Source organism: Nonomuraea sp. 10N515B, assembly GCF_052245915.1.
In the GTDB taxonomy this organism is placed as follows: domain Bacteria; phylum Actinomycetota; class Actinomycetes; order Streptosporangiales; family Streptosporangiaceae; genus Nonomuraea.
Genome location: NZ_JBQQBQ010000087.1, coordinates 1 through 16,487, shown reverse-complemented (window position 1 = coordinate 16,487; position 16,487 = coordinate 1). Strand labels below are relative to the sequence as shown.

General features: G+C 69.6%; 3 protein-coding genes. All 3 read left to right on the top strand.

The annotated features are described in order from the left end of the window. Positions 1-201 precede the first annotated feature (201 nt). Entirely contained in the window at positions 202-14,970 is a 14,769-nt protein-coding gene (locus ACTWQA_RS53240) for an amino acid adenylation domain-containing protein (RefSeq protein ID WP_443166469.1), read from the top strand. Between the two features lie 10 nt (positions 14,971-14,980). Further along, positions 14,981-15,199, top strand: a complete 219-nt coding sequence (locus ACTWQA_RS53235) for an MbtH family protein (protein WP_443166468.1) — start codon at positions 14,981-14,983, stop codon at positions 15,197-15,199. 46 nt (positions 15,200-15,245) lie between these two features. Next, a partial coding sequence (locus tag ACTWQA_RS53230; RefSeq protein WP_443166467.1) for a condensation domain-containing protein occupies positions 15,246-16,487 on the top strand: 1,242 nt, incomplete at its 3' end.

The window sequence follows — 16,487 nt, the reverse complement described above, 5'->3', positions numbered from 1 at the left end:
TTTCACATTAATTGCCCCAGCGAGTAACTCTATCGAGAGTTGATCTCTCAGGGAAGCCCGATGTGTCAAGAATCCGCAGGCGTCGGGCACTATCCCCAGGTGAGGCGGCCTGAATGTTTCTGCTGTTCAGTGCGGGGCCGCACAACATTGGTCGACGATTCGTGATCGGCAGCTCACGGAGGGCTCCTTTGTGTCGTTCCAATGGCGATGACCTGGGCTTTTTGGTGCCGTGCGGAATGGTCTGACTCGGGTATACCGTGGGTATTCGCACTGGTCAGGTCCCCTCTTGGGCCCCTGGCCTCGGGGTTGACATCGAGACGGGTATGTCGGAACGCAGGGGTTGATCTCGCCAGGGGGAGCCTGCTTTACTCTCCCCTGCGGTGTACGTGTAATGTTCGGTTCAAGTGTGAAACAGCCGACAACGGTATCGGTGACGGCCACTCCTGGGTCATAGGCGGGTCTGGCTCTAATTTGCAGAGCTTTACCGTGGCTGTATATGCGCTCGGGCCCATACTTCGGGGGAAGTGGGAATTCTTGATTCCGTTGTCGTTTGCCCAGCGCCGGTTGTGGTTCCTGTACAAGCTCGAGGGCCCGTCAGCGACATATAACATGCCATTGCAGTTGCACTGGTCAGGCGCCCTGGACACGGGCGCCTTACACGACGCGCTGCGTGACGTGATCGGTCGCCACGAATCCCTGCGGACCGTGTTTCCCGAAGTCGACGGCGAACCGCGGCAAGTGGTGCTCGACCTGGACGAGGTCGATTTGGGATGGCAGCGGCTGCGGACCACCGACGAGGAATTGCCAGATGCGCTGGCGGCGGCCGGCCGTCACCCCATTGAACTGTCGACGCAGATCCCTGTCCGGGTCAGCCTGTTCGACTGCGGGGATGACGAGCACGTATTGCTCATCCTGATCCATCACATCGCCGGTGACGGTTGGTCGATGGGTCCGCTGGCGAGGGATGTGCTCACCGCTTACACGGCGCGCGCGGCGGGGAGGGCGCCGGAGTGGGAGCCGTTGCCGGTGCAGTACGTGGATTACACGTTGTGGCAGCGGGAGTTGCTGGGGGATGAGTCCGATCCGGACAGCTTGTTCTCGCGGCAGGTGGAGTACTGGAAGGGGCAGCTGGCGGGCTTGCCCGACCAGCTCAACCTGCCGACGGACCGGCCGCGGCCCGCGGTGGCGTCCTACCGGGGTGCTGACCTCACCTACCACATCGACGGCGATCTGCACCGCCGGCTGACGGAGCTGGCGCTGGGCGCCAACGCGACGGTGTTCATGGTGTTGCAGGCGGCGATGGCGGCGTTGTTCACCCGCCTGGGCGCGGGCACCGATGTACCGCTGGGCAGTGGAGTCGCTGGCCGTACCGACCCTGCGCTGGAAGACCTGATCGGGCTGTTCGTCAACACGTTCGTGCTGCGTACCGACACCTCGGGCGACCCGAGCTTCGCCGAGTTGGTGGGCAGGGTGCGAGAGGCGAGCCTGGCCGCCTACGACCACCAGGACGTGCCGTTCGAGCACCTGGTCGAGGTGCTCAACCCGCGCCGGTCCGCGGCTCACCATCCGCTGTTCCAGGTGGCGCTGGTGGTGCAGAACACCCCCAAGGGCGACTTCGGCCTACCCACCCTGCCGGTCCGTGCCCAGGTCACCGGCACCGGCACCGCACGCTTCGACCTGCTGGTATCGCTCGTGGAAACCCACGACAGGACCGGTACCCCGGCCGGTATCGAAGCACGGATCGAGTATTCGACGGATTTGTTCGATCGGGAGACGGTCGAGGCGCTGGTGGCGCGGTGGGTGCGGTTGCTGGAGCAGGTGGTGGCCGATCCGGCGCGGCGGATTGGGCAGGTGGATGTCCTGGCTGAGGGTGAGCGGCTGGAGTTGGTGTCGGGGTGGAATGACACGGCTGCTGGGGTGCCTGGGCGGTCGCTGGTGGGGTTGTTTGAGGAGTGGGTGGGGCGGGCGCCTGGGGCGACTGCGGTGGTGTGCGGCGATGTGGTGTTGTCGTATGCGGAGTTGGATGCGTGGGCGAATCGGTTGGCGCATTGGCTGGTTGAGCGGGGTGTGGGTGCGGAGCGGCTGGTGGCGTTGGTGTTGCCGCGGTCGGTGGAGTTGGTGGTGGCGGTGCTGGCTGTTGGTAAGGCTGGTGGCGTGTTTTTGCCGGTGGATCCGGGTTATCCGGTGGAGCGGCGTGAGTTCATGGTGGCTGATGCTGCTCCGGTGTTGGTGTTGGAGGAGTTGCCGGATGTGGGTGGTTATCCGGTGACGGCTCCGGGTGTGGTGGGGGATGTGGCGGGGGCGGCGTATGTGATTTATACGTCGGGGTCGACGGGGACGCCGAAGGGTGTGGTGGTGTCGCACGCGGGTGTGGCGAGTTTGGCGTTGTCGCAGGCTGAGCGGTTGGGGGTGACGGCTGGGTCTCGGGTGTTGCAGTTTGCGTCGCCGAGTTTTGATGCGGCGTTTTGGGAGTTGGTGCTGGCGTTGGGGTCGGGGGCGGCGCTGGTGGTGGCTGATGCGTCGGAGCCGTTGGCTGGTGAGGTGTTGTGGGGGGTGTTGGCTGGGCAGCGGGTTTCGCATGTGACGGTGCCGCCGTCGGTGCTGGCGGGGGTGTCGGGTGCGGCGGGGTTGCCGGAGTTGGTGACGGTGGTGGTGGCGGGGGAGGCGTGTCCGCCGGGGTTGGTGGCGGAGTGGTCGCCGGGTCGTCGTTTCGTGAATGCCTATGGCCCGACGGAGTCGACGGTGTGTGCGTCGATGAGCGGGCCGTTGTCGGCGGGCGAGGTGGTGTCGATCGGCACGCCGGTGGCTAATACCCGGTTGTTTGTGCTGGATGAGGCGCTGCGGCCGGTTCCGGTGGGGGTTGCCGGTGAGTTGTATGTGGCGGGGTCGGGTCTGGCTCGGGGGTATCTGGGTCGGGCGGGGTTGACGGCGGGGCGGTTTGTGGCGTGTCCGTTCGCGGTTGGGGAGCGGATGTATCGCACTGGTGATGTGGTGCGCTGGCGTGGTGGTGGCCGGTTGGAGTTCGTTGGCCGGGCTGATGAGCAGGTCAAGGTGCGGGGTTTCCGGATCGAGCCGGGTGAGGTCGAGGCGGCGCTGGCTGAGCATCCGGGGGTGCGGCAGGCGGTGGTGGTCGCTCGGGAGGATGTTCCCGGTGACCGGCGGCTGGTGGCCTATGTGGTGGGCGACCCCGGCCTCGTCCCGGGTGACCTGCTGGCCAGGCTCGCCCAGCGGGTGCCGGAATACCTGGTGCCCGCCGCCATCGTGCCCCTGGAGGCGGTGCCGCTCACGCCGAACGGCAAGGTCGACCGTACGGCCCTGCCCAGGCCGGAGTACGGCGGCGGCGACGCCGGCCGCGCGCCACGGAACCGGCAGGAGGAGATCCTCTGCGGTCTGTTCGCCGAAGTCCTGGAGCTGGATCGGGTGAGCATCGACGACAGCTTCTTCGACCTGGGCGGGCACTCGCTGTTGGCCACCCGGCTGGTCAGCCGGGTCCGGAGCGTGTTGCACACCGAGCTGCCGTTCCGGGTGCTCTTCGAATCCCCGACCGTGGCCGGCCTGGTGGAACGGCTGGACATCGGCGAGGGTGAGGTGCGGACTGCGCTGCTGCCGATGCGGCGCCCTGACGCGATCCCGCTGTCCTTCGCCCAGCGCCGGTTGTGGTTCCTGCACCGGATGGAAGGGCCGAGCGCGACGTACAACATGCCGCTGCCGCTGCGGCTGTCCGGGGATCTCGACCCGGCCGTGCTGCGGGCCGCCCTGCTCGACGTGATCGGCCGGCACGAGTCGCTACGGACGATCTTCACCGAGGTGGACGGCGAGCCTCGCCAGGTGATTCTGGACCCGGCCCAGGCCGACCTCGGCTGGCAGGTCCGCCAGATCAGCGAGGCCGAGCTGCCCGGCGCACTCGAAGCGGCCGCAGGCCACACCTTCGACCTGACTGCCGAAATCCCCATCCGGGTCTGGCTGTTCGAGGTCGGCGCCGACTCCTCGGTGCTAGTCCTGCTGCTTCACCACATCGCCAGCGACGGCTGGTCGATGGGCCCCCTGGCCAGGGACGTGCTCACCGCCTACACCGCCCGCGCCGCCGGGCACGCGCCGAGCTGGGAGCCGCTGCCGGTCCAGTACGCCGACTACACGCTGTGGCAGCGGCAGCTGCTCGGTGACGAGAACGACCCGGACAGCGTGTTCGGCCGGCAGGTGGACTACTGGACCCGCCAGCTGGCTGGGCTGCCCGAGCAGATCGCGCTGCCCACCGACAAGCCCCGCCCGGCAGTCGCCTCCTACCGGGGCTCATCGGTGACCTTCCAGCTGGACGCCGAACTGCATCAGGCGCTGGATGACCTGGCCCTGCAGTCGGGCGTCACCGTGTTCATGGTGCTGCAGGCGGCGTTCGCGGGGCTCCTGACCCGGCTGGGCGTCGGCACGGACATCCCTATCGGGTCGCCGATCGCGGGCCGGATGGACGAGGCCCTGGACAACCTGGTGGGCTTCTTCGTCAACACACTGGTCCTGCGCACCGACACCGCAGGAGATCCCTCGTTCGAGGAGCTGGTCGACCGGATCCGGCAGACGAGCCTGGACGCCTACGCGCACCAGGACATCCCCTTCGACCACCTGGTGGAGGTGCTCAACCCTCGGCGCTCGCCGGCCTACCACCCGCTGTTCCAGGTGATGCTGGTCCAGCAGGACAACCCCAGCGAGCAGTTCGCCGTGCCCGGCACCCAGGTCGCCGCGGAGCAACTCGACTTCGACATGGCCAAGGTCGACCTCTCCATCCACGTAGTCGAGCACCACGACGAGCTGGGCGCGCCCGCCGGCGTGAGCGGCGCGATGAAGTACGCCACCGACGTGTTCAGCGCGGACGCGGTCGACACCCTGGTGGCCTGCTTCGTCCGGCTCCTCGGACAGTTCATCGCCGACCCCGCGCGGCCCATCGGGCAGGCCGAGTTGCTCACCGAAGCCGAACAGGCCGAGCTGATCTCGGGAAGGAACGACACCGCTGTGGATACCCCCGAGTTGACCGTGACCGAGCTGTTCCAGCAGCAGGTACGCCGGGCGCCTGATGCGGTGGCGGTGGTGGCTGGTGGGGAGTCGGTGTCGTATGGGGAGTTGAATGTCCGGGCGAATCGGTTGGCGCATTGGCTGGTGGAGCGGGGGGTTGGGCCGGAGTCGCTGGTGGGGGTGGTGTTGCCGCGGTCGGTGGATCTGGTGGTGGCGTTGCTGGCGGTGTTGAAGGCCGGTGGTGCGTATGTGCCGTTGGATGTGGAGTATTCGGCGGAGCGGGTGGCGGCGACGCTTGGGGATGCGGCGCCGGTGCTGGTGTTGCGGGAGTTGCCGGAGACGGTGGGGTATCCGGGGTCGAACCCGGTGGTGGGGGTGGAGTGGGCGCATCCGGCTTATGTCGTTTATACCTCCGGTTCCACCGGCAGGCCGAAGGGTGTGGTGGTTGAGCATCGTGCGGTGGCCAATTACGTGAATTGGGCGGTGCATCAGTATCCGGCGGCGCGGGGGGCGACGTTGGTGCATTCGTCGATCGCGTTCGATCTGACGGTGACGGGGTTGTTCGCGACGTTGTTGTCGGGGGGCCGGGTGTATCTGTCGCGGTTGGAGGAGGTGGCGGGGGATCCGGGGGTGCCGGTGGCGTTTGCCAAGGCGACTCCTTCGCATCTGCCGCTGTTGGAGGGGCTGGGTGAGGACTGGTCTCCGGGGGAGATGCTGATTTTGGGTGGGGAGGCGCTGACCGGGGAGGTGGTTGAGCGCTGGCGGCGGGCTCACCCGGGGGTGACCGTGGTCAACGCCTACGGGCCGACCGAGTTGACGGTCAACTGCACGGAGTATCGGATCGGGCCGCGGGCGAAGGTGGCTGCGGGTCCGGTGCCGATTGGTCGTCCGTTCTGGAACATGCGGGCGTATGTGCTGGATGATCGGCTGCGTCCGGTGCCTGCCGGTGTGGTGGGTGAGTTGTATGTGTCCGGGGCGCAGGTTGCGCGCGGTTATCGGGGTCGGCCGGGCCTGACCGCTGAGCGGTTTGTGGCGTGCCCGTTCGCCGCTGGGGAGCGGATGTATCGGACTGGGGATGTGGTCCGGTGGACGGCTGATGAGCAGTTGGAGTTCGTCGGGCGGGCCGATGAGCAGGTGAAGGTGCGCGGGTTCCGGATCGAGCCGGGTGAGGTGCAGGCGGTTTTGGCCGCTCACTCGGGGGTGGCTCGTGCGGTGGTGCGGGCTGTTGAGGGTCCGGGCGGGGTTCAGCTGGTCGGTTACGTGGTGCCCGCCGGCAGTGGTGTGGACGTGCGCGAGGTGCGGTTGTTGGCGGCCGAGCGGCTGCCGGAGTACATGGTTCCGGCGGCCGTGGTGGTGATCGAGCAGGTGCCGCTGACCCCGAACGGGAAGGTGGATTACAGGGCGCTGCCCGCCCCGGACTTCGCTGCGGCGGCCACCGGCCGGGCGCCTCGTACCCCGCAGGAAGAGGTGTTGGCCGGCTTGTTCGCCGAGGTGCTGGGCCTGGAACGGGTCGGCATCGACGACAACTTCTTCGATCTGGGCGGACACTCCCTGCTCGCAAATCGTCTCGTCGCACGCATCCGTGCGGTGCTCGGCGGCGCCGACCTGCCCATCCGGGCCGTCTTCGCCACCCCTACCGTCGCCGAACTCGCCGAACAGCTCGACACCGGCGGCCAGGCCCGCCCCGCGCTGACCCCGATGCCGCGCCCCGAGGTGGTGCCGCTGTCCTTTGCGCAGCGCCGGCTGTGGTTCCTGCACCAGCTCGAAGGGCCGAGCGCGACCTACAACTGGCCGCTGGCACTGCGCATGTCGGGGCAGGTGGACCACGCGGCTCTCGGTGCGGCGCTGCGCGACGTGGTCGGCCGGCACGAATCGCTGCGTACCGTCTTCCCCGAGGTGGACGGCGAACCCCGGCAGATCGTGCTCGACCCGGACCGGGCGGCGCTGGAGCTCGACGTGGTCCCGGTGGGGGCGGACCGGCTCGACCACGCCGTCCAGGAGGCGATCAACCATCGTTTCGACCTGCTCGCCGCGCCACCCGTCCGCGCCTGGCTGTTCGTGCCCGACGACGGGACGGAGCAGGTGCTGGTGCTGCTACTGCACCACATCGCCGGCGACGGCTCCTCCCGCGCGCCGCTGATGCGCGACCTCGGCCTGGCCTACCAGGCCCGGCTGCAGGGACGGGAGCCCGCCTGGCCGCCGCTGCCGGTCCAGTACGTCGACTACTCGATCTGGCAGCAGGACCTGTTCGGTGACATGGACGACCCGGACAGCCTCGCCGGGCGGCAACTGGCGTTCTGGCAGGACGCCCTGGACGGCATCCCCGCCCAGATCAGCCTGCCCACCGACCGCCCCCGGCCGGCGGTGGCCAGCTTCAGGGGCGACACGGTGTCGTTCACGCTGGACGCCGAGCTGCACGAGGCGCTGACCGGCCTGGCCGCCCGGCACCAGACCACGCTCTTCATGGTGCTGCAGTCGGCGTTCGCGGTGCTGCTCACCCGGACCGGCGCGGGCACCGACATCCCGCTCGGCGTCCCGACCGCCGGACGGACCGACGACGCGCTCTACGACCTGGTCGGCTTCTTCGTCAACACACTGGTGCTGCGGACGGACACGGCCGGCAACCCCCGGTTCACCGAGTTGCTGGACCGGGTGCGGACCGCGGACCTGGCCGCGTACGGGAACCAGGAACTGCCGTTCGAGACCCTGGTCGAGGCAATCAACCCGACCCGGTCGCGCTCCAGCAACGTGCTGTTCCAGGTGATGTTCGCGCTGCACAACGTCGACCTGCCCGCCATGGAGATCTACGACCTGGAGGTCGAGCCGTACCCGCTGGAAACCGGGAGCGCCAAGTTCGACCTGTTCCTGAACCTGGTGGAGACCCGCACCGAGACCGGCGCGCGCGACGGCCTGGTCGGTGGCTTCGAGTACGCCACCGAGCTCTTCGAGCGTGACACCGTGGCGCGGCTGGCGTCCTGGTACCGCAACCTCCTCCAGGCGCTGGCCCGCGATCCCTCGGTCCGGATCGGGCAGGCGGAGCTGCTGTCGGCGGAGGAACGCGACCACCTGCTCGGCATCGGGACCGGCGGCACCGCGGCGCCGTCGCCGGAGCTGGTGCACCAGCGGATCGAGCGTCAGGCCGGACGCAGCCCCGATGCCGAGGCCGTACGGTGCGGCGACGCCGCCCTGAGCTACGCCGAGCTGAACGCGCGGGCGAACCGCCTGGCCCGGCTGCTGACCGCCCGCGGCATCGGTACCGAGCAGGTGGTCGCCATGGCTCTGCCCCGCTCGGTGGACCTCGTCGTCGCCATGCTCGCGACGTGGAAGGCCGGCGCGGCCTACCTGCCGCTGGACCCTAGTCATCCGGCCGACCGGCTCGCCTACCTGCTGGCCGACGCCGTACCGGCGGCGCTGCTCACCACCGCGGACGTGGCGGCGGGCCTGCCCCCGTCCGAGGTGCCCGAGCTGCGGCTGGGCGACCCGGCACTCGAAGCCGAGCTGGGCGGACTCAGCGGCGAGGACCTCGCCGAAGCGGAGCGGGGCCCGCTCCACCCGGACGGCGCGGCGTACGTCATCTACACCTCCGGCTCCACCGGTCTCCCGAAGGGGGTGGTGATCTCCAGAGAGAGCATCGCCGGTTTCCTGGCCGGCGTCGGGGAGCGGCTGGCCCTCACGGCCGCTGACCACCTGGTGGCGGCGACCACGGTCGCCTTCGACATCGCCGCGCTGGAGCTGTTCGCGCCGCTGTGCCACGGCGCCGTCGTGGACATCGCGCCGGCCGAGACGGCCAAGGACCCGGCGGCGCTGTCCCGCCTGATCGCCGAGGCCGGGGCCACAGTCTTCCAGGCCACGCCGTCGGTGTACCGGACGATGGTGGCGGCGGCCCCCGAGGGACTGCGCGGGGTGCGGCTGCTGGTGGGCGGCGAGCAGCTGTCCGGCCCGCTGGCTGCGCAGATGCACGCCGTGGGCAGCGCCGTAGTCAACCTCTACGGGCCGACGGAAGCCACGGTCTGGGTCACGGTCGCCGACGTCCCGGCGTCCGAGGGCGCCCCGTCCATCGGCACGCCGCTGCCCGGCGTGCGGGCCTACGTGCTGGACGCGCAGCTCAACCCGGCCCCGCTGGGCGTGACAGGCGAGCTGTACCTGGCCGGGCCCGCGCTGGCCCGGGGCTACCTCAACCAGCCCGGCCTCACCGCGGAACGGTTCGTGGCCAACCCGTACCTGCCGGGCACCCGGATGTACCGCACGGGCGACCTGGCCCGGTGGCGCGCCGGCGGGCTGGACTTCCTGGGCCGGGTCGACGACCAGGTGAAGGTCCGTGGCTTCCGGATCGAGCTGGGCGAGATCGAGGCCACCCTGGCCCGGCAGGACGGCATCGCCGAGGCCGCGGTGATGATCCGCGACGACGGACCCGGCGGGGCGGATCTGGTCGGCTACGTGGTGCCCGAGCCGGGCCGGCTCGCAGGCCGGGACACCGCGGAAGAGGATGGCCAGGTCGGCTCCTGGCAGCAGGTGTACGACTCGGCGTACCAGGAGCAGGCCGGCTCCGGTTCCCTCTGGGAGAACTTCGGCATCTGGAAGAGCAGCTACGACGGCTCGCCGATCCCCCTGGCGGAGATGCTGGAGTGGCGGGCGGCCGCGGTCGAGGAAATCCTGCGCCTGCAGCCGAAGAACGTGCTCGAGATCGGCGTCGGCAACGGCCTGATCCTGTCCCAGGTGGCCCCGCACTGCGCGGCGTACTGGGGCACCGACCTCTCACCTGCCGCCATCGACGGCCTGCGGGCCGCGCTCGACGGCCATGACACGCTCGCCGCCCGGACCACGCTCCGGGCGCAGGCGGCCGACGACCCCACAGGGCTGCCCCGGGACTTCTTCGACACCATCATCCTCAACTCGGTGGTGCAGTATTTCCCGCGCGTCGACTACCTGGTCGACGTGATCCGCACGTGCATGGACCTGCTGACCCCCGGCGGCTCGGTCTACCTGGGTGACATCCGCAACCTGCGGCTGCTGCGCACCCTGCAGGCCGGCGTCGTCCGCCACCGGTACGACCTGGAAACCGAGGCGACCGCCGCCCGGGCGCTGCTCGACCAGAAGGTCATGATGGAAGAGGAGCTCCTGCTCGCCCCGGACTTCTTCGCCGCCCTGGGCGAGAGCATCGCGGACATCGGCGGCGTCGACATCCGGCTCAAGCGCGGCGGGTTCGACAACGAGCTCTCCCGCTACCGGTACGAGGTGGTGATCTGCAAGGCGCCGCTGGCGCCGGCGCAGGCCGCGGTGCCCGAGATCGGCTGGGAGGAGGCCGGCGCAGGCCTCGACGGCATCTCGGCACTGCTGCGCGACCACCCGCACGGGATCCGGGTCAACGCCCTGCCGAACGGCCGCCTGCGGGCGGACCGCGCGGCGCTGCGGGCCCTGCGGCCCGGCCCGGCGACGGGCGGCGCCGGGATCGATCCCGAGGAGCTGCACGCGCTGGCCGCCGCCGCCGGATTCCAGGCAGTGATCACCTGGTCGGCGAGGGAGGACTGCTTCGACGCGGCGCTGCTGCCCGCCGACCACACCGGTCCAGTCACGGCATACCGTGCGAGCGCGCCGGGCCAGGACCTCGCGGCCTACGCCAACAACCCGGCGGGGTCGCGACGGCTGGTAGACCTCAATCGCGAGCTGCGCCTACGGCTGCGCACCTGGCTGCCCGAGCACATGGTGCCGGCGGCCTTCGTGATCCTCGACGAGCTGCCGCTGTCGCCGATCGGAAAGCTGGACCGGCAGGCGCTGCCCGCGCCGGACTACGGGCTGCTCAGCACCGGACGGGCACCGCGGACACCGCAGGAAGAGCTGCTGTGCGGCCTGTTCGCCGAGGTGCTCGGCCTGGAGCGGGTGGGCGTCGACGACAGCTTCTTCGAGCTGGGCGGGCACTCCCTGCTGGCCACCCGCCTGGTGAGCCGGATCCGCGCCGCCTTCGGCGTCGAGTTGCCGATCGGGGCCGTATTCGACGACCCGACCGTGGCCGACCTGGTCAGGCACCTGCAGGGCGGTGACCGGACGCGCACGACGCTGCGGCAGGTCGCCCGCCCTGAGGTGGTGCCCCTGTCGTACGCGCAGCGCCGCTTGTGGTTCCTGTACCGCCTCGAAGGACCGTCGGCCACCTACAACATGCCGCTGGCCCTGCGGATCTCCGGTCCGCTGAACCATGACGCGATGCGCGACGCGGTGCGGGACGTGGTGACCAGGCACGAGTCCCTGCGCACCGTGTTCCCCGAGGTCGACGGCGTACCCGAGCAGCGGGTGCTGGACGCGGTCGAGCCACCGTGGGAGCGGCGCCTGGTGCGCGAGGCAGACCTGACCGACGCGCTGGGCAGCGCCGTCGGCTACTGCTTCGACCTGGCCACCGAGCTGCCGATCCGGACGTGGCTGTTCGACGTCGCCGACGGCGACGCGGTGCTGCTGGTCCTGATTCACCACATCGCCTGCGACGGCTGGTCCACGGGCCCGCTGGTGCGGGACCTCGGGGTCGCCTACGCCGCGCGATCCGCCGGCCGGGCACCGGACTGGCCGGAGCTGCCGGTGCAGTACGCCGACTACAGCGGGTGGCAGCGGCAGGTGCTGGGCGCCGAGGAGGATCCGGACAGCGTGATCTCCGGGCAGGTGGCGTTCTGGCGGCACAACCTCGCCGGAGCGCCGGAGGAGCTGGTGCTGCCGCGGGACCGGCACCGCCCGGCCAAGCCCAGCTACTCCGGCGGGATGATCGGTTTCCGGCTGTCCATGGACGTTCACCGGGCCCTGGCGAACGTGGCGGCCGAGGCTGGCGCCAGCGTGTTCATGACGGTGCAGGCCGCGCTGGCCGGGCTGCTGTCCCGGCTGGGCGCGGGCGACGACATCGTGCTGGGGGTGCCGATCGCCGGACGCACCGACGAGGCTCTCGACGACCTGGTGGGCTTCTTCGTCAACACCCTGGTGCTGCGCACCGACCTGTCCGGCGCGCCCACCTTCACCGAGGTGGTCGGCCGGGTCCGGGAGACCAACCTGGCCGCGTACGCGCACCAGGACCTGCCGTTCGAACGGCTGGTGGAGATCCTCAACCCGGAACGCGCCGCCAACCGGCACCCGCTGTTCCAGGTGATGCTGACCTTCGGCACCGCCAGCGACCCGAAGCCGGCCTTCCCCGGCGTGGACGCCAGGTTCATGGACGCCGGCGGCCGGGGCGCCCGGCACGACCTGCACTTCGTCATCCACGAGATGCTCGCCGGCACCGGCGAGCCGGCCGGGCTGAGCGGTTCGCTGCGCTACGCCACCGACCTGTTCGACCACCGGACCGCCGAGGCCATCGTGGCCCGATTCGTCCGGCTGGTGGAGCTCGCCGCGGCCCAGCCGCAACGGCCCGTGCACGAGATCGACATCCTCACCGATGCCGAACGGCGCCGGCTGCTGCACGCCTGGAACGACACCGCTGTGGATACCCCCGAGTTGACCGTGACCGAGCTGTTCCAGCAGCGGGCCGCCGCCGACCCTGATGCGGTGGCGGTGGTGGCTGGTGGGGAGTCGGTGTCGTATGGGGAGTTGAATGTCCGGGCGAATCGGTTGGCGCATTGGCTGGTGGAGCGGGGGGTTGGGCCGGAGTCGCTGGTGGGGGTGGTGTTGCCGCGGTCGGTGGATCTGGTGGTGGCGTTGCTGGCGGTGTTGAAGGCCGGTGGTGCGTATGTGCCGTTGGATGTGGAGTATTCGGCGGAGCGGGTGGCGGCGACGCTTGGGGATGCGGCGCCGGTGCTGGTGTTGCGGGAGTTGCCGGAGACGGTGGGGTATCCGGGGTCGAACCCGGTGGTGGGGGTGGAGTGGGCGCATCCGGCTTATGTCGTTTATACCTCCGGTTCCACCGGCAGGCCGAAGGGTGTGGTGGTTGAGCATCGTGCGGTGGCCAATTACGTGAATTGGGCGGTGCATCAGTATCCGGCGGCGCGGGGGGCGACGTTGGTGCATTCGTCGATCGCGTTCGATCTGACGGTGACGGGGTTGTTCGCGACGTTGTTGTCGGGGGGCCGGGTGTATCTGTCGCGGTTGGAGGAGGTGGCGGGGGATCCGGGGGTGCCGGTGGCGTTTGCCAAGGCGACTCCTTCGCATCTGCCGCTGTTGGAGGGGCTGGGTGAGGACTGGTCTCCGGGGGAGATGCTGATTTTGGGTGGGGAGGCGCTGACCGGGGAGGTGGTTGAGCGCTGGCGGCGGGCTCACCCGGGGGTGACCGTGGTCAACGCCTACGGGCCGACCGAGTTGACGGTCAACTGCACGGAGTATCGGATCGGGCCGCGGGCGAAGGTGGCTGCGGGTCCGGTGCCGATTGGTCGTCCGTTCTGGAACATGCGGGCGTATGTGCTGGATGATCGGCTGCGTCCGGTGCCTGCCGGTGTGGTGGGTGAGTTGTATGTGTCCGGGGCGCAGGTTGCGCGCGGTTATCGGGGTCGGCCGGGCCTGACCGCTGAGCGGTTTGTGGCGTGCCCGTTCGCCGCTGGGGAGCGGATGTATCGGACTGGGGATGTGGTCCGGTGGACGGCTGATGAGCAGTTGGAGTTCGTCGGGCGGGCCGATGAGCAGGTGAAGGTGCGCGGGTTCCGGATCGAGCCGGGTGAGGTGCAGGCGGTTTTGGCCGCTCACTCGGGGGTGGCTCGTGCGGTGGTGCGGGCTGTTGAGGGTCCGGGCGGGGTTCAGCTGGTCGGTTACGTGGTGCCCGCCGGCAGTGGTGTGGACGTGCGCGAGGTGCGGTTGTTGGCGGCCGAGCGGCTGCCGGAGTACATGGTTCCGGCGGCCGTGGTGGTGATCGAGCAGGTGCCGCTGACCCCGAACGGGAAGGTGGATTACAGGGCGCTGCCCGCCCCGGACTTCGCTGCGGCGGCCACCGGCCGGGCGCCTCGTACCCCGCAGGAAGAGGTGTTGGCCGGCTTGTTCGCCGAGGTGCTGGGCCTGGAACGGGTCGGCATCGACGACAACTTCTTCGATCTGGGCGGACACTCCCTGCTCGCAATCCGGCTGATCGGCAAGATCCGCACCGTGCTCGGCGGCGTCAACCTGCCCATCCGGGCCGTCTTCGCCACCCCCACCGTGGCCGAACTCGCCGAACAGCTCGACACCGGCGCCGATACGGAAAGTGCACTCGAAGTGGTGTTGCCGCTACGGCCGGGCTCCCGCAAGCCTCCGCTGTTCTGCATCCACCCCGGCAGCGGGCTGGCCTGGCCCTACTCGGGGCTGCTCCGGCACCTGGACGGCGGCATGCCGGTGTACGGAATCCAGGCGCGAGGCCTGACCGGCGAGGACGAACTGCCGGAGTCGGTCGAGGAGATGGCGGCCGACTACCTGGAGCAGATCCTGGCCCGGCAGCCCGAAGGCCCCTACTACCTGCTGGGCTGGTCGTTCGGCGGCCGGGTCGCCCACCAGATCACCGCCCTGCTCGAAGAGAAGGGGCACCAGGTCGGCCTGCTGATCCTCCTTGACTGCTACCCGCGGGAAGTCAAGGTCATCGAGGAAGGGCTGACCGAGCTGCTGTCCCAGATCGATGCCGAGGACGTCTACCGGAGCACGCTCGACATGGTCGGCATCGAGATCGAGGACCCCGGCGACGGCGCCCCGCTCACCCACGAGCGGCTGGTGAAACTGCTGCGGGACAAGGACAACGCCCTGGCGAGCCTGAGCGAGGCCGAGTTCTGGGCGATGGGCCGGATCATCATCAACAACGGCCTGATCGGCAGCCGGTTCACCCACAGCCGCATCTGCGCCGACATCCTCGTGCTGGCCGCCGGTGACGAGCCGGACAGCCCCCTCACCCCTGAGGTGTGGCGCGAATACGTGGCCGGAAACATCGACTTCCGCTCAGTCCCCGGCCGGCACGCACACATGCTGAACCCCGGCCCGCTTGCGACAGCCGGACCGATCATCGCGGAAAGAATCCAGCAGGTCATTGACGACTTGACGGCAACCACTGAATGAGGAGCACGACATGAGCAACCCCTTCGAGGACCCGGACCGCACCTACCTGGTGCTGGTCAACGCGGAAAACCAGCACTCGCTCTGGCCCGCTGACATCGAGGTTCCCGCCGGCTGGGACGTGGTCAAGACCGAGGACACCCGGGCCGCCTGCCTCGAGTACATCGAGCAGAACTGGACCGACATGCGTCCTGCCAGCCTGATCGAAGCCATGGGCGAAGCCCGCTCCTGAACAGCCGGGGCGGCAGCCCGCCCCTTGTGAAGCCACCAGAACGGACGTGAGTACAACGTTGGACAGCACACGGCCGCGCGACCAGCGCGAAGAAGCACTCTGCGGTCTTTTCGCCGAGGTGTTGGGCACGCCGCACGTCGGCGTGCACGACAATTTCTTCCAGCTGGGCGGCCACTCGCTCACGGCCATCCAACTGCTGGTGCGGATCCGGAACGTGCTGGGCATCGAGCTGCCCATCAAGACGCTGTTCGACGTGCCGACGGTGGCCGGGCTGACGGCGTGGCTGGACCAGGGCGAGGAGGCTCGCCCCGCGCTGGTTCCGGCTGTGCGTCCGGACGTGCTGCCCCTGTCCTTCGCCCAGCGCCGGCTGTGGTTCCTGCACAAGCTCGAGGGCCCGTCGGCGACGCACAACATGCCGTTCGCGCTGCGGGTCTCCGGCGAGGTGGACCGGGAGGCCCTGCGCGCGGCCGTCCACGACCTGGTGAGCAGGCACGAGGCCCTACGCACTATGTTCGCCGAGGTCGACGACGTGCCGCGGCAGGTCATCGTGGATGCCGGGCAGGCCGACTTCGGCTGGCAGGTGCGGCACGTCACCCCGGACGAGCTGTCCGCGGCTCTGGAGGAGGCCATCCGGCGAGCCTTCGACCTGGCCACCGAGCTGCCGTTCCGCGCCTGCCTCTTCGAAACCGGCACGGACGAGTCGGTGCTGCTGCTGCTCGTCCATCACATCGCCGGTGACGGCTGGTCGATGGGTCCGCTGGCGAGGGATGTGCTCACCGCTTACACGGCGCGCGCGGCGGGGAGGGCGCCGGAGTGGGAGCCGTTGCCGGTGCAGTACGTGGATTACACGTTGTGGCAGCGGGAGTTGCTGGGGGATGAGTCCGATCCGGACAGCTTGTTCTCGCGGCAGGTGGAGTACTGGAAGGGGCAGCTGGCGGGCTTGCCCGACCAGCTCAACCTGCCGGCGGATCGGCCGCGGCCGGCGGTGGCTTCTTATGACGGCGCGTATGTGGTGTTCGAGTTGGATGCGGGGTTGCATCGGCGGTTGGCGGAGTTGGCGCTGGGTGCCAATGCGACGGTGTTCATGGTGTTGCAGGCGGCGATGGCGGCGTTGTTCACCCGCCTGGGCGCGGGCACCGATGTGCCGTTGGGCAGTGGGGCGGCCGGTCGTACGGATCGGGCGTTGGAAGAGCTGGTGGGGTTGTTCGTCAACACGTTCGTGTTGCGTACCGACACCTCGGGTGATCCGAGTTTCGCGGAGTTGGTGGGCAGGGTGCGGCAGGCGAGC

Excerpts from the sequence above, each read along its gene's own strand:
- ACTWQA_RS53240 (WP_443166469.1), top strand. The coding sequence starts at position 202 with ATGGCGATGACCTGGGCTTTTTGGTGCCGTGCGGAATGGTCTGACTCG.
- ACTWQA_RS53235 (WP_443166468.1), top strand. The coding sequence starts at position 14,981 with ATGAGCAACCCCTTCGAGGACCCGGACCGCACCTACCTGGTGCTGGTC.